The sequence below is a fragment of the Methanococcus vannielii SB genome (genome assembly GCF_000017165.1).
Lineage (GTDB): Archaea > AGJL01 > Methanococci > Methanococcales > Methanococcaceae > Methanococcus > Methanococcus vannielii.
Genome location: NC_009634.1, coordinates 1,181,705 through 1,197,006, shown reverse-complemented (window position 1 = coordinate 1,197,006; position 15,302 = coordinate 1,181,705). Strand labels below are relative to the sequence as shown.

Sequence of the window (15,302 nt, the reverse complement as noted above, 5' to 3'; positions counted from 1 at the left end):
ATTCTGGTGATAAAAGTGGTTCCAAAAGTACTTATAATGTCTGGATACGGCATAAACTGCGAAGCAGAAACTGCACATGCATTTCAATTGGCAGGTGCAAAAACAGATATTGTGCATATTAACGATTTAATAGCCGGAAAAAAGAAAATGAAAGATTATGAAATAATAATGTTTCCAGGCGGATTTTCATACGGGGATGATACCGGTTCAGGAAATGCATTTGCGAACAAAATTAAAAATAACTTGTTTGAAGACCTGAAAGAATTTATTGACTCTGGAAAACTCATTCTTGGTATTTGTAACGGTTTTCAGGTTATGACTAATCTAGGTTTGTTTAAAATACCTGACAAAAATTATGGAGATAGGATTTCTGCACTTCAATCAAATTTAAATAATAGATATGAATGTAGATGGGTTCATATTAAAGAAAATAACTCCATATGTATATTTACAAAGGGTATCGATGTTCTCCATGTCCCAATAGCTCACGGTGAAGGTAGATTTTATTGTGATATTGAAACATTTGAAAAGTTAAAGGAAAATAACCAAATTGTATTTACTTACTGTAACGAATCAGGAGATTTTGCAAATTTAGAGTACCCTTTAAATCCAAATGGTGCACTTTATGATATTGCGGGAATTTGTGATGAAACTGGGCGAATATTTGGATTAATGCCACACCCTGAAAGAGCATTATATTCAACTAATGAACCTGAATTCCACCTTAAACGTGAAATTGCAAAAAGAAATGGTGAAATGCTTTCAAAATTTATTGAATGCAATATGCAAATATTTAAAAATGCTGTAAATTACTTTAAAAAGTAATTTCGCTTTTTTCTTGCTTTTTTTCAAAATATTTACTAACATAACATCTTTTAACGTTTTTTAGAAATTTATAAATATTCTCACCCATATAATTTAAATTTATAACAAAAGGGGGGATTTCATGGAAAACTGGAGATTAAGCCATGTAACAAAATGTTATAACTGTGGGAAAATAATAGACCAAATCATCGAAATCTATCCAAGTCAATCTTTCGTCAAATGTGCTAACTGTAATGCTACAAGATATTATATAATTAAAAAAGCAGATATTGAAGATGAACGTACCATAAAAGAAGAATTAACTACAAAAAGAAAGTATGACAACTGGATACTTCAAAAAGATGTAACGTGCCACAGTTGCGAAATATTTGGGCCTCAAGACATATTAATTACAGAAAATGGAATATATGTTCGATGTAGGAATTGTGGATTTACAAGATACTACCGTTACCATATGCAAGACTCAAATAGGGAATCTTAGTGTCATTGTATTTTAACGTAAAAACGAAATATTTATATAGAACTTCAAATGATTATTATGTTTAATTAAGAAAAATATCAACAGTTATCGAAATTATCTGCGAGGTGTGCCTATGGTAGATTTAATGGTTGCTGAAGCTTATCAAGGCGATGTAGGAAAAGGAATCGTAAGAATTGACCCATTAACAATGGAAAAGTTATCTTTAAAGCCCGGTGATGCAATAGAAATTTCTGGAAAAGAAAAAACCTATGCAACAGTCTGGAGAGGATACATTGAAGACCAAGGAAAGGGTATAATAAGGATGGATGGTATTTTAAGACAGAATACCAAAGCAGGAATCGGCGATAAGGTAAAAATTACTGTAGTAGAAGTAAAAGAAGCTAAAAAAATAACTTTAGCTCCAATGCAGGCCGTAAGATTTAGTACTGGCTTTGAAAGTTACGTTGGAAGTAGGCTAGTTGAACAAGTTGTAGATAAAGGTTCAAAAGTAGTAATAGGGGTACTTGGAACAGCGTTCCCTTTCATTGTAACGGGCACTACGCCAAAAGGGCCGGTAAAAATTAACGAATACACCCAAATTGAACTTAAAACCGAACCTGTTACTGAATTAAAAGAAACTAAAGTTCCAAATGTAACATATGAAGATATCGGTGGATTAAAAGAAGAAGTTAAAAAAATCAGGGAAATGGTTGAACTTCCAATGCGGTACCCTGAATTATTTGATAAACTTGGAATCGAACCTCCAAAAGGAGTTTTACTTGCAGGGCCCCCTGGAACTGGAAAAACACTACTTGCAAAAGCAGTTGCAAATGAAGCTGGTGCTAATTTCTACACTATTAACGGCCCAGAAATCATGAGTAAGTACGTTGGAGAAACTGAAGAAAACTTAAGAAAGATATTTGAAGAAGCAGAAGAAAACTCGCCTTCAATAATATTTATCGATGAAATCGATGCAGTTGCACCAAAAAGAGATGAAGCAAGCGGTGAAGTTGAAAGAAGAATGGTTGCACAGCTTTTAACATTATTAGATGGTCTTGAAAGTAGGGGCCAGGTTGTAATCCTTGCTGCAACTAATAGACCTGATTCAATAGATATGGCGCTTAGAAGACCTGGAAGGCTTGACCGTGAGCTTACAATAGGTATTCCTGATAGAACTGCAAGAAAAGAAATTCTTCAAATTCATACAAGAAATATGCCTCTTCAACCAGATTATGAAAAAAATAATGTTATTTCAGTATTAAATGAACTCATTGGTGAATTAGATAGAAATAAAATTGAAGAAGTAGTTAAAAAAGTTGAAAATTCTGCCAAAGAAGAACTGATTGAAAAAATACTTAAAGAAAACGATTTGGAAGATAAGGTAAAGTTAAAACTTAACCAAATGATGATAAAGGAACTTGCAGATAAAACACATGGTTTTGCAGGGGCTGACTTAGCAGCACTTTCAAAAGAAGCTGCGATGAAAACATTGCGAAGAATTTTACCAGATATAGACCTTGAAAAGGAAGAAATTCCAAGAGAGGTTCTTGACAAAATTAAAGTTACAAGAGACGACTTTTTTGGCGGATTGAAAGAAGTTGAACCATCTGCATTAAGAGAAGTACTTGTAGAAGTTCCAAACGTAAGGTGGAATGATATAGGTGGCCTTGAAGAAATAAAGCAAGATTTAAAAGAAGCTGTTGAATGGCCAATTAAAAATAGAGAAATATTTGAACGAATGGGCATAAGGCCTCCAAAAGGCGTTTTATTATTTGGGCCACCTGGAACTGGAAAAACACTACTTGCAAAAGCAGTTGCAAATGAAAGCGAAGCAAACTTTATAAGTGTCAAAGGCCCTGAAATTTTCAGTAAGTGGGTTGGAGAAAGTGAAAAGGCAATTCGTGAAATATTTAGAAAGGCACGGCAGGCTGCTCCAACAGTAGTATTCTTTGATGAAATCGATTCTGTTGCCCCAAAAAGAGGAATGGACTTTGGAAGTAGTGGAGTTACTGAAAAGGTCGTAAATCAGCTTTTAACCGAACTTGATGGCCTTGAAGAACCAAAAGATGTCGTGATAATTGCTGCAACAAATAGGCCCGATATTTTAGACCAAGCTTTATTAAGACCTGGAAGACTTGATAGGATAGTTTTAGTTCAAGTGCCTGATGAAAATGCAAGGTATGAAATATTCAAAGTACATGCAAAATCAATGCCTCTTTCAAAAGATGTTGATTTAAAAGCGCTTGCAACCGAAACTAAAGGATATACCGGTGCGGATATTGAAGCAGTATGTAGGGAAGCTGCAATGATTGCACTTAGGGAAGACATTAATTCAAAAGAAGTATTTTTAAAGCACTTTAAAGGTGCATTAAATAGAATTGCACCATCTGTAAAGGATGATGACATGGACGCATATAAAGACCTTGCAAGAGAATACGGAAGAAGCATTGAAAGTGAAAAAGACGAAAATAAAGAATAAAATTAATATTTAAATAAAGTTTAAAATAAAATTATTATAAAATTAAATTTTTTTCTTTTACCGTTTTTAAAACTATACTTTTAATTTCTGGAAATTTTTTCGGGTGTATAACAAAATAAGAATACACTTGCTCCCAAGAATTTTCCTCAGGAAGTTTTTGTCGATAGTCGCTTAGTTTATAAAGTAGAGTTCCTTCCCGATTTTTCCAGACTGAAAATCGGACATAGTTTTTTTCGTAAGGCTCCACCAATTCCCTAAATTTATATTTTTTAACAATTTCAAGAGTTTCTTTCTCTTTTTTGGTTAAATTTGAAACATTTATCTCCTTTTCAATCATCCTAATTATAAACATCGTGTGTATACAAAATTTAGCATATTCATAAGGGTCATTTAAATTCCATTCGTTTTTTTCGTAATCCCTTAGTTTTAAAATATATTTTGAAATTGCTGATGAAATAGAAATATTTGGAGAAGATATCTCTTCAAAAAGGGCATTTTTTAAAATATCCATGTTATCTACCAAAAAGATTAGAGTTATTATATATCTAGTTTATTATTTTTAGTTTATAATTTATTTCATATTTTTGCCAGTTTCTAAAGTATTATTTAGCACTTTAATTACTGCTGTTTCAGTATTTATGGGTATATTATCAATATATCCATATAAATTTATATATTGGATCAAAGATATTATCCAGTATGCCAAAATTAAAAATAATACGAGATCCAATCCATAAAGACATTAAACTTAACGAAGAAGAGATTTCAATAGTGGATACTCCAGAAGTCCAAAGGCTTAGAAATATCAAACAAACGGGACTTACTTGCTTAGTTTACCCAAGTGCTAATCATTCACGATTTGAACATTCTATTGGAACAATGCACGTTGCAGGCGAAATTGCGAAAAATTTAGAAAATATAGATACTGAATTAACAAAAATTGTTGCATTGCTCCATGATATTGGGCATTCTCCTTTTTCACATACCTTAGAAGTTGAAGGGTACTCTCATGAAGAATTTACACGTGAAAAAATAAAAAAAATGGATTTTACAAATTATTCCCCTAAGGAAATTTTAGAGGTTTATTCTTCAAAAGGTATTGAGGGTTCTTTAATTCACGGTGACGTTGATGCTGATAGGATGGACTATCTTGTGAGAGATAGCCATCATACGGGCGTTGCATACGGAACAATCGACATTCCAAGACTTATAAGGAGTATTGTAATAATTGAAGATTCAAATAAACTTGGAATATCTGAAAAAGGAAGAAATACTGTAGAATCACTCCTTACTGCAAGATACCAGATGTATCCAACCGTTTACATGCACCCTGCATCCAGAATTTCTGAAACAATGATAAAAAATGCTACATTAGATGCCATTCATGATAAAATATTCAAATTAGAGGATTTATCAGAAATGGATGATATTGACCTTATAAGTACACTTAGAAACTCTGAAGGAACCCCTAAAGAAATTATAAAAAGAATAGATAAAAGAAAGTTATTTAAAAATATCACTACCCTCAGATACAGTGATTTATCACCAAAAGAAAGATGGACATTGATAAATTTATCTGAAAGTAGCAAACATCGCCTTGAAACTGAAATTTCAGAATTTTACGAAACTAGAATTTTTTTAGACATTCCAAAACCGCCTAAAATGGTGGAACATAGAATTACTGTCCTAATGGATGATAAAAAATACCGTTTAGATGAAATTTCTCCCTTAGCGGAAAGTTTAAAAAATGCATATAAAAAATCTTGGAGCATGATGATTTATTTAGAATCTGAAACATTTAATAAAATGCCCGAACTTTTAAAGGATGGAAATAAGTTTTTATTTAAATTTATAGAAAATACGCCGATAAAAAATCCAATACTTGATGTATTAAATGAACACGGGACAGTCCAAGGAGTTACTAAACTTTCAAACCTTGTTAAAAAAAGTGCAAATGATCCAGAATTCCATTTGGAACTTCAAAAACTGATATTTTGTGGATTAGTGACTAAAAAAATAGAACCTGTTAGGGGCACTTTTCGATACGATTATAAAAGTATATACACAGAAAGTTAAAATGTATGTAGATATATTTAATCTATTTTTGACCTATAAATTATTAATGAATTGTCATTAAACACTTTTTTATTAATATCAATGATAGTTGAGTCCAAATACTTTTTTAACTCATATCCAATGTCACCTGAAAGCAGAACGTTAAGTTTTTTAGCGTCATAAGACATTATTAATTCACGTAATTTGATTAAATCTATTTCCTCACACGTGCATCCAAAGTCCCCTCCAATGACCAGAATTCCTGTTTCAAAAACTTTTAAAAAGTCGTCTATCGCATATTTAATCGCCTTTAAATCAAGTCCTGGGTTCATATTTTTAACCGTTACGAAATTTCCAGTTTTTAATACTTCCATCCTGTTAGAAATTTGAAATGTTTTTACTGCGCTTTTAATATCGTTGAACTCCATAAATTCCCGACAGATTTCAACTGCAAAGTTTGCATTTTCAATAAAATGAAAACCAAGCACGAAATCACTAAATTCATAGGTTTGTTCATTATACGTATACCTTAGAGGATATTTAGAAATAATTTTTATATCATTTTCAATAATTTTTAAATTTTTTAAATTTACCTGTTTTAAGCAGTTATAATTATCAAAAGTTTCTCGATTAATTAATACTATCTCAGAATTTTTAAGGGAGTCTATTTTAACCGATGCAGTTTTCCTACCTCCTGCAATATCGTAATTCTCAATAATATTTGTTAGAACAGAATATTTTGAAGAAACTACCCCTAAAGATATTTCAAAAATTAAAAAATCGTAATTTTCAATATTTTTATTTTTTTCCAAGTCTTTTAATTTGTTTAAAACAGTTACGGGAGTAATAGAACCTTTATTACTATTGTGTAGATATACACGGTATTTTGAAGATAAGATATGAGTTAAAAGTTCAGTAGTTGTAGTTTTTCCTTTAACTCCAGTAACTGTTATCATTTTTTCATAAAATTCTGGATATTTTTTAGTTATAATTTCTGAAACCGCTTCATGGAATGTTTTAAATTTAAAGTCGATTGGAGTGTGAACCGGTGCAATTACTGAAGAATATTCTGAAAAAACTGGAATAGTATTTTTTGGAATTATTTTTATTTTGGAAATAACTTCAATATTTTTTTCCTTAAATTTTTGGTCTTTTTCGAGTTTTCCATAAATATCCCAAACACTGACTTTTGAAAATTCTAAATATTCCCTTGAAAGATCTAAAGCCCCATGGTTTACATCAATTAAAAGCACTTCCATAAATATCCCCTGTTTTAAGATTTAATTTAAAAATGAGTAGGTTTAATACTGCTTCATTAGTTAGATGTTTTATGTATAAAGTTCCGGTAAAGAAGGCAGCATGAAAGAGTACTTGAAAATATACTTGAAAACATTATCATCCACATTATGGTTACCTGAATTTTTGCAGCTTCAATAGGGTCTATTCCTGCAATTAATAATCCAACCATTGCTCCAGGTATAAATATCAAACCTACAGCCCTTGTTGAATTTAAATGGGGCGTTATTGAAGCTTTTACTGACTTTTTAATATAGGGGGATACTGACTGTCTTTCAGTTGCCCCAAGTGCAAGATAACCCCATAAAACATCTTTTTCAGCCTTTAAATCGTTTAAAAATCGTTCTAACGCAATTGAAACCGCATTTGTTGAATTCCCAATAACCATTCCAAGTAAAGGTATTAAATACTGTGATTCAAAAATTATGGTCCCGGAAAATACCAAAATCATTGTAGAAACGGCTGTTGAGATAAAAATTGCAAAAAAAGAGGATAAAATTATTTTTTTATCCTTTGATTTTGTAACGTTTCCTTCAACCATGAATGAAGCGATTATTATCATTACCGTTATTAATAAAAAGGTATAAGTTAAGTTCAAACTAAAAATAATTCCAATAATGTATCCTAAAATTACAAGCTGTAAAAGTGCCAAAATTTCTGCAATAAATATTTCTTTGGAAAATCCAAGCTTTTCTTTAAATATTATTAAGAGGGAAAGTAACACAAAAGAAAAAGAAAATAAAAGGGCTTCAAACATGGTTACCGCCTATTTTTTCAGTTTTTTCGGTATTTTATAAGGCATTCTGCAATTTTTTTATCAACATCAATTCCAAGTTCCCGAAAACCCTTTGTTCCAGGTGCGGTGTTTACTTCAATTACGTAATACTGCCCGTTTTTAGGTAGTATATCTATACCCATTATATATCCATTCATACATTCTGCACATTTTAGTGCAAGTTCCGAAATTTCTTCAGAAATATCTAATGGTTCAATTTTACCGCCAACATGAAGATTAGTAATAAAATTATTGCTAACCCTCCTGTATCCTCCAATAACCTCGCCATCTACAACAAGTACCCTCATATCTTTATAAATTCCTATTTCATTAAAATCTATATATTCCTGAATAATTTTATTTTCCCATATTGCATTTTTAGTCATTTTTTCAAGATCGTGAAAACAGTTCGCCTTTTCAACCTTGACACCGCATTTTGAAAACGAATTTTTTAATATAACTGGGAAATTCATGTTTTTTACTTCTAAAAACTTTTTAGAATCTTCAAAATCTCGTATAAGTGCGGTTTTTGGAGTAGTTATACCCTTTTTATTTAGCATTTTTATTGTTTTAAACTTGTCTGACGAGTTATATATCGTATCTAGCGGATTTATAAATGTATATCCTTCTGATTCCAAATTTTTAAGTACCTGCCATGAAAAAAGGGTTAGTCTATCAAAATAATCCCCTATACCGCATCTTGAATGTATTAAATCTGTTTCAATGTTGAAATTATCATCTACTAGTAAATTAGTATCGGAAAGTAAAAAAATGTTGCATTTCTCTCCTAATTCTTCAACAGACTTTTTTAAAGAGTGTATTGTAGACCCACCTTCTGCACAAGCTATTGTTATCATTTTTCACCTGAAAATAAAGTTTAAAAGGGTAGTTTATGAAATCGAATTTCATTTAAAAACTATACTTTTTCTACAGTTTTAGAATGACTATAAAAATGAATAAAACATTGATGCTAGTATTGCCAACCACACAAATATACTTATCGAGCTTAAATTTCTTTCGTTTATGATTATTTTTATAAGCTCAGATACTTTGGATAAAAGCCGGTTATTTTTCTTAAAATCGCCAATTGCATCAGGTAATGCCATCCATATATGGTAGCCATCAAGCGGAAGTGCAGGCAAAAGGTTAAAAAATCCTAAAAGCATATTTAAAAGTGAAGTCCAGTACAGTGTCTGTAATACAAATGATACGCTTTTTTTAGGCTCTGAAATTATTCCAATTTTCCCGTCAGTTGCAGTCGTTATTTCATATGTTAATACCTCATTATTTCGCAATATTACGATATTTACAACCTGTTCTGGTCGAATATCTGAAATTGCACTGTAAAAATCCGTTAACGAGTTTATAGTTTTCCCGTTTATCGATTGAATTACATCGCCTGAATAAATTATTCCAAAGGCAGGCGCATCCTCTAAAACTTCGACTATCGTTAGCGGCGACCCGATTGACATTGTAAATGGCATTAAGAAGAGTACCAAAAAGAATACGACAACATTTGAAATTGGCCCTGCTGCTGCAATTGCCCCTCTTACTTTTGGCTTCTCATTCTTAAATTCATCGCCAAGTTCAACAAACGCACCCATTGGAATCCCTAGTGCAAGCAGTAACCCAGAACTTTTTATTTTCTGCCCAAAAGAAGCCGCAGCTATTCCATGTGAAAACTCGTGAATTGTAATTCCAATTATTATCGCTAAAAGACCTGGAATCCACGGGATAGTACTCCCAAATAAAAATATAATTGGTTTAGCTGCCTCTTTTTGGACTGTTCCATCGAATAATCCTACGGTAGATACAATAAATGCGTAAAACGTATATATGCTAATTACGACACATAATGGAATTGCTAAATACGATAGTTTTTGCCAGATTTTATATTTTCCTAGTTTGTTTATAGTTTTCATGCCTAACTGGGTTCTCAAAATACCGAAAATTCCAAGATATGTCTTTAAATCTAAATTAATACCCAATTGCTCTTTTTTATAATTTACAACATACAGTACTGTCCAAAACAACAAAAAAACTAACAATACTATGTTTGAAGTAATTTCCATAATGTTCACCGATTTTTAATTATTAACACTATCTAGAATATATTTTGGAGTACTTAACTTTTTATATGCTATACCCTAAAATATATCTTAAGATATATTGTGTGATATAATGTCAAAAATGAAAAAAATTAAAGAACTTGTAAAAATTTTAATCATGCACGATTTAGAAAAAGAGCCCCTTCATGGATACTCTTTAATTTCAAAATTAGGGGATAAATTAGGGATTTCCATGAGTGCAAGCATGATTTACCCGATATTATCTTCTTTAAAAACTAAAGGATTAATTGAAATTGAAAAAACAGATGTAAGAGGTAAAAAAGTTTACCGACTTACTGAAAACGGCTCAAAATTCCTATACGAAAACAGTGAAAAAGTTGAATATGCATTAAAAAAATCCGATGCTCTTTTTCATTTTCATTTTAATGGCGGACTTGAACTTAAAAATGCACTACATACTGCAATAAAGGAATTTGTAAATTTAGATGAGAATAAGAAAAAAAAATAGGCGAATTAATGCGTAAATGTGCAAAAGATATCATGTTTATCATAGATTACGAGGAAGAGTAAGTTATGTATGCAATTGAAGTAGTGAATTTAGAAAAAAAATTTGGTAAAGATGTTGCTGTAAAAGAAATCTCTTTTAATGTAAAAAAAGGCGAAATTTTCGCATTTTTGGGCCCAAATGGAGCCGGAAAGAGCACTACCATAAATATGCTTACTACGCTTTTAAGACCGAGTTCAGGGTTTGCAAAAATATCGGGATATAACGTCTTAAAAGAACCTAAAAAAGTTAGAAAAGCGATTGGAATTGTATTTCAGGACTCTACACTTGATAACCAATTAACAGCTTATGAAAATTTATACATTCACGGAAAAATATATGGTTATGGCGGGGAACTATTGAAAAACCGCATAAATGAGCTTTTAGATTTTGTAGAACTTTTGGAAGTTAAAGATAAAGTTGTTAAAAATTTTAGTGGTGGAATGATAAGAAGACTTGAAATTGCAAGGTCTTTGATTCATGAACCCGATATTTTATTTTTAGATGAACCAACAATTGGACTAGATCCTCAGACAAGAGCCCATATTTGGGACTACATTCAAAAAATGAAAGATAAAAAAAATATGACAATCTTTTTAACCACCCACTACATGGAAGAAGCAGAGCTACTTTCAAACCGTATTGCAATTATTGACCACGGTAAAATTATTGCAGAAGGAACTGTAAATGAACTTAAAAAAATTGTTGGAAATGATTTAGTGTATGTAAAATTTGAAAAAATTCCAAAAGAAGTTATTTACAAAAATTATTCATTAATTGATGATGGCATTGTTAGCATATGTACTGAAAATGCAGATTTAGAAATTCCAAAAATATTCGAGTTTGCAATGAAAAACAACCTGAAAATTCTGGAAATAAGCTATAAAAAGCCGAATTTAAATGATGTTTTTATAAAACTTACGGGTCGTGAAATTCGAGGGGAGAAAGAAAACTCAAAAGTAAACATTCGCCCCATGATGATGGGGAGGAGAGGATTTTAAATGAAAACTACCATAGGAGTTCAGAACCTACTTGGCGACCCTAAAAAAGCCATTAGAAAAGTTTCAATCCCGATGGTTATTGCAATGTCATTTCAATCACTTTATAACGTAGTTGATGCAGTATGGGTTGCAGGACTTGGGTCTGATGCACTTGCTGCAATAGGATTATTTTTTCCATTTATGTTTGCACTAATGGCAATTTCAAACGGTGTCGGAGTTGGAGGAAGTTCTGCAATTTCAAGGAGAATTGGGCAGAATAATAAAATTGCAGCAGATAATATAGCAGTCCACTCGATAATTCTTGGATTAATTATTGGAATTTTATTAATTGGAGTAATCCCTTTTTTAAGTATAATATATTCATTAATTGGAGCTTCCGGTGAAACAGTACGTATGGCTGTTCAGTATTCTTCCATATTATTTGGGGGGGGAGTTTTACTTTTATTTACAAATATCGTAAATGCAATACTTAGGGGAGAAGGAGATGCTAAGCGATCAATGTATGCAATAATACTTGGTTCCGTACTAAATATTTTACTTGACCCAATATTTATTTACGTACTTGACATGGGAATAGTAGGTGCAGCTATTGCAACACTAATCTCGATGTTAGTTACTAGTTTTCTATTTATATACTGGGTTTTTATAAAAAAAGATACTTACGTTAGTATATCCCTTAAAGACTTTAAATTCGATTTAAAAATTGTAAAAGAGATATTTAGTATAGGTATTCCTGCATCTGTTTCACAGCTTACTATGGCTTTTTCAATGTTTTTACTGACATATATTGTATCAAAAGCTGGCGGAAACGACGGAATTGCGGTATTTTCAACGGGTTGGAGAATAGTTTCAATGGGCACAATCCCACTCGTAGGGCTTGCAACTGGAGTTACTGCAGTAACTGGTGCAGCATATGGCTCCAAAAACCCTGAAAAGTTAGAAATATCTTATATATACGCAATAAAAATCGGAATATTAATTGAATTAATTATTGCTACATTAATATTAATTTTTGCAAATCCGATTACGTATTTATTTACTTACTCTGAAACTTCTGCCCACATACTTGACGATTTACTCGTATTTTTGAAATATATGTTTTTATTTTACCCAACTCTCCCACTTGGAATGCTAACTGCTGCAATGTTTCAGGGCGTTTCAAAAGGTAAAAATTCCCTTTTTATTTCACTTTTAAGAACAATAATATTACAAATCCCAATGGCATATATATTTGGAATAACCTTTAAAAAGGGGCTAACGGGTGTTTGGGTTGGAATGATTTTAGGGCACGTTATAGCCGTATTTATTGCATTTTTAATTGGAATATATACAATAAAAGAGTTTAAAAATACATTAAATCATGAAAGTACATAGTTTTAAAATCAGGTGAGTTTATGAACGCATTTTTGGCAATGAGTTATCGGCAATTGAAAAGATTTACAAGAGCCAAATCTAGAGTTTTTGGTTCACTTTTAAACCCAATTGTATGGTTATTATTCTTTGGAGTTGGTTGGAGTAGAGCATTTAATTTTCCTGCTGCAAGAGAAATCTTTGGAGGGGTGGATTATTTAAGCTACTTAATACCGGGGGTAGTTTCAATGACAATTTTTAGCGGTAGCTTTATAAGTGGAGTTACTGTAATATGGGATAAACAGTTTGGATTTTTAAAAGAAACATTGGTTGCCCCTACTTCAAGAAGTGAAGCTATTTTAGGGCGCATTATTGGTGATTCCATTACTGCACTTTTACAGGGCGTTTTAATAATGATATTTAGTTTAAGTTTAGTATCTTTAAATATTTACGGAATGATTCCTACCATAATTGTGGGTTTTATCCTTGCGGTGGCATTTTCAAGCGTTGGAATAACATTGGGCCTAAAAATAAACAGTCAGGAGGGATTTCACCTAATTTTTGGACTAATGATGCAACCACTAATATTTTTAAGTGGGGCATTTTACCCAATAGATGCGATGCCCCTTTGGATGAAGGTTTTGTCATACATAAATCCTTTAACTTATGCAGTTGATTCCGCACGTTATTTTTTAACCGGCGTTTCAAAATTTGAAATATTTACAAATATATCAATTCTATTTAGTCTAAGCGTTATACTCGTATGTTTAGCGATGTACTCATTTGAAAAAGCTGTAATTGATTAAGCAACTATTTTAAAAAAATAGAAACATATATATTTCGGTATATCAAAATAAACATGAATATTAAAAATGAATTCAAAAATATTACAGGTGTAAGTTATGGAAGCTTTAGTTTTGGTAGGCCATGGAAGCAGGCTCCCTCACTCAAAAAGTGTTGTAAATGAAGTTGCAGAAAAGATAAAATTGAGAGAGGATTATGATATTGTTGAAGTTGGAATGATGGAGTTTAACGAACCTACAATTCCTCAAGCAATTAGAAAAGTGATTGATATGGGTGCAAAAAAGATAATAGTAACACCTGTATTTTTAGCCCCTGGAAACCATACTGAAAGGGATATTCCAAAAATATTGGGAATATATAAAGGAGATAATGGTTGTAGTGGACATCACCACCATCATGAACACGGGCATGAATGCGATGGACATCACCATCACCACCATCATTGCGAAGAACTTGAAATTCCAAGCGATGTTGAAATAATATATAGAAAACCAATGGGTGCAGATGATAGAATCGTTGATATTGTTTTAGATAGAACAAAAGGTCTTTAAAACAACTTTTATTTTAAAAAATAAAAAAGTAGGAATTTTATAATTTAAGCTACAATTACTTCTTTTTCCTTTTTTTCTTCAGAATCAACATATAGCTTTTTTGCAAGTATTTTTAAGGTTTCTAACCCTTTTGCCTCGGTTCTTAAAAGGTCTAGTCTTGCAATAACTTTATTTCCAAATTTCTCTTCAATCATTTGGAGTCTCTTTTCTTGTAGTGACCTTCTTGCCTTACAGAAACCGCATTCAACGTCTTCAGGGATTAACTGGTTTACTACAACTGAATCAACCGGTATCTTATATTTTTCAAGAGCTTTCATTGCCCTTTCACTCTCTAAAATACTCATTTCTTCAGGGATTACAACGAGTCTAAATGCGGTTCTTTCAGGGTTTGCTAAAATTCCTCTTGCTTTTGTAATTTTAGCTTTCATTGTTTCCATTTCTTCTAAGGCCTTATCATAATCAATGTCTTCGCCTTTTCCACCAAATGGCATCATCTTTTTCATCATGTTCATAAAGCCACTCATCTGCTTTTTGAACTTTATCATTTTTGACATGTATTTATCCATAATTTCAGGAAGCCCTAAAAACCTTAAAGTGTGCCCAGTTGGTGCAGTATCGAATACAACAACGTCAAATTCATTACTGTCCATGTATTTTAAAAATACATCAAATGCAGCACTTTCATCAGTTCCAGGAGCTAATGACGCCATTTCTAATTGGTCTTCAAGCATTCCCCCCATCATCGGGTTTTCATCCATTTGTGCCTTTAATTTAGTTTTATATTCGGACATTGCAACTTCTGGATCGATTTCTACCACATACAAATTGTCAATTCCATTTACTTTTGTTGGTTCATGACCAAAAGATTGCTCAAAACTGTCTCTTAGTGAGTGTGCAGGGTCTGTTGAAACTACAACTGTCTTTAAACCCTGTTCTGCACAGAATATCCCTGTTGCTGCACTCATTGTCGTTTTACCAACACCGCCTTTTCCACCGAACATTATGTACTTTGTTCCATTTTCTTTTTCAAGCTTTTTAGAGGTAATCCCCTTTAATGATTCCTTTAATTTGGATAATACCAAAATATCACCTT

The 15,302-nt window shown here is 31.9% G+C and carries 15 protein-coding genes; 9 read left to right on the top strand and 6 right to left on the bottom strand.

The genetic code is table 11. The annotated features are described in order from the left end of the window. Window positions 1-15 precede the first annotated feature (15 nt). The 3 genes from purQ (at window position 16) to MEVAN_RS06070 (ending at window position 3,764) form a co-directional block, all read left to right on the top strand. On the top strand, window positions 16-825 hold the full coding sequence (purQ, locus tag MEVAN_RS06080; protein ID WP_012065995.1) for a phosphoribosylformylglycinamidine synthase I: 810 nt from the start codon (window positions 16-18) through the stop codon (window positions 823-825). 121 nt (window positions 826-946) lie between these two features. Beyond that, on the top strand, window positions 947-1,306 hold the full coding sequence (locus tag MEVAN_RS06075; RefSeq protein WP_012065994.1) for a hypothetical protein: 360 nt from the start codon (window positions 947-949) through the stop codon (window positions 1,304-1,306). 112 nt (window positions 1,307-1,418) lie between these two features. Continuing rightward, a complete protein-coding gene (locus MEVAN_RS06070) occupies window positions 1,419-3,764 on the top strand; it encodes a CDC48 family AAA ATPase (RefSeq protein WP_012065993.1) in 2,346 nt (781 codons plus the stop codon). 34 nt (window positions 3,765-3,798) lie between these two features. Here the strand turns inward: MEVAN_RS06070 and MEVAN_RS06065 are convergent, their stop codons facing one another. Beyond that, window positions 3,799-4,275, bottom strand: a complete 477-nt coding sequence (locus MEVAN_RS06065) for a DUF3012 domain-containing protein (protein ID WP_048059165.1) — start codon at window positions 4,273-4,275, stop codon at window positions 3,799-3,801. A gap of 188 nt (window positions 4,276-4,463) precedes the next feature. Here MEVAN_RS06065 and MEVAN_RS06060 point away from each other — a divergent pair, with 188 nt between their 5' ends. Beyond that, complete coding sequence (locus tag MEVAN_RS06060) at window positions 4,464-5,840, top strand: HD domain-containing protein (protein WP_012065991.1); 1,377 nt, start codon at window positions 4,464-4,466, stop codon at window positions 5,838-5,840. Window positions 5,841-5,857: 17 nt separating this feature from the next. Here MEVAN_RS06060 and cfbE read toward each other — a convergent pair whose 3' ends face one another. The 4 genes from cfbE to MEVAN_RS06040 all read right to left on the bottom strand — a co-directional run bounded on the left by cfbE (window position 5,858) and on the right by MEVAN_RS06040 (window position 9,962). Beyond that, complete coding sequence (cfbE, locus tag MEVAN_RS06055; protein WP_012065990.1) at window positions 5,858-7,078, bottom strand: coenzyme F430 synthase; 1,221 nt, start codon at window positions 7,076-7,078, stop codon at window positions 5,858-5,860. Window positions 7,079-7,134: 56 nt separating this feature from the next. Beyond that, window positions 7,135-7,872, bottom strand: a complete 738-nt coding sequence (locus MEVAN_RS06050; protein WP_048059164.1) for an ABC transporter permease — start codon at window positions 7,870-7,872, stop codon at window positions 7,135-7,137. Window positions 7,873-7,889: 17 nt separating this feature from the next. After that, on the bottom strand, window positions 7,890-8,747 hold the full coding sequence (gene cofF / locus MEVAN_RS06045; RefSeq protein WP_012065988.1) for a coenzyme gamma-F420-2:alpha-L-glutamate ligase: 858 nt from the start codon (window positions 8,745-8,747) through the stop codon (window positions 7,890-7,892). 87 nt (window positions 8,748-8,834) lie between these two features. Further along, window positions 8,835-9,962, bottom strand: a complete 1,128-nt coding sequence (locus MEVAN_RS06040; protein WP_012065987.1) for a site-2 protease family protein — start codon at window positions 9,960-9,962, stop codon at window positions 8,835-8,837. A gap of 109 nt (window positions 9,963-10,071) precedes the next feature. On the opposite strand from MEVAN_RS06040, the gene MEVAN_RS06035 reads away from it, so the two are divergent. The 5 genes from MEVAN_RS06035 (at window position 10,072) to cfbA (ending at window position 14,209) form a co-directional block, all read left to right on the top strand. Beyond that, a complete protein-coding gene (locus MEVAN_RS06035) occupies window positions 10,072-10,467 on the top strand; it encodes a PadR family transcriptional regulator (protein ID WP_012065986.1) in 396 nt (131 codons plus the stop codon). A gap of 65 nt (window positions 10,468-10,532) precedes the next feature. Then, entirely contained in the window at window positions 10,533-11,504 is a 972-nt protein-coding gene (locus MEVAN_RS06030) for an ATP-binding cassette domain-containing protein (RefSeq protein ID WP_012065985.1), read from the top strand. Next, window positions 11,505-12,878 carry an MATE family efflux transporter gene (locus MEVAN_RS06025; RefSeq protein WP_012065984.1) on the top strand — a complete coding sequence of 458 codons (1,374 nt, stop codon included), beginning with the start codon at window positions 11,505-11,507 and terminating at the stop codon, window positions 12,876-12,878. It begins immediately after the preceding gene. Between the two features lie 20 nt (window positions 12,879-12,898). Beyond that, window positions 12,899-13,660, top strand: coding sequence for an ABC transporter permease (locus MEVAN_RS06020; protein WP_012065983.1), 762 nt, complete (start codon window positions 12,899-12,901; stop codon window positions 13,658-13,660). 96 nt (window positions 13,661-13,756) lie between these two features. After that, window positions 13,757-14,209: a sirohydrochlorin nickelochelatase gene (cfbA, locus tag MEVAN_RS06015; RefSeq protein ID WP_012065982.1), complete on the top strand. Its 453-nt coding sequence runs from the start codon at window positions 13,757-13,759 to the stop codon at window positions 14,207-14,209. 44 nt (window positions 14,210-14,253) lie between these two features. On the opposite strand, the gene MEVAN_RS06010 is transcribed toward cfbA, so the two are convergent. Continuing rightward, complete coding sequence (locus MEVAN_RS06010) at window positions 14,254-15,291, bottom strand: TRC40/GET3/ArsA family transport-energizing ATPase (RefSeq protein ID WP_012065981.1); 1,038 nt, start codon at window positions 15,289-15,291, stop codon at window positions 14,254-14,256. Between the last annotated feature and the right edge of the window lie 11 nt (window positions 15,292-15,302).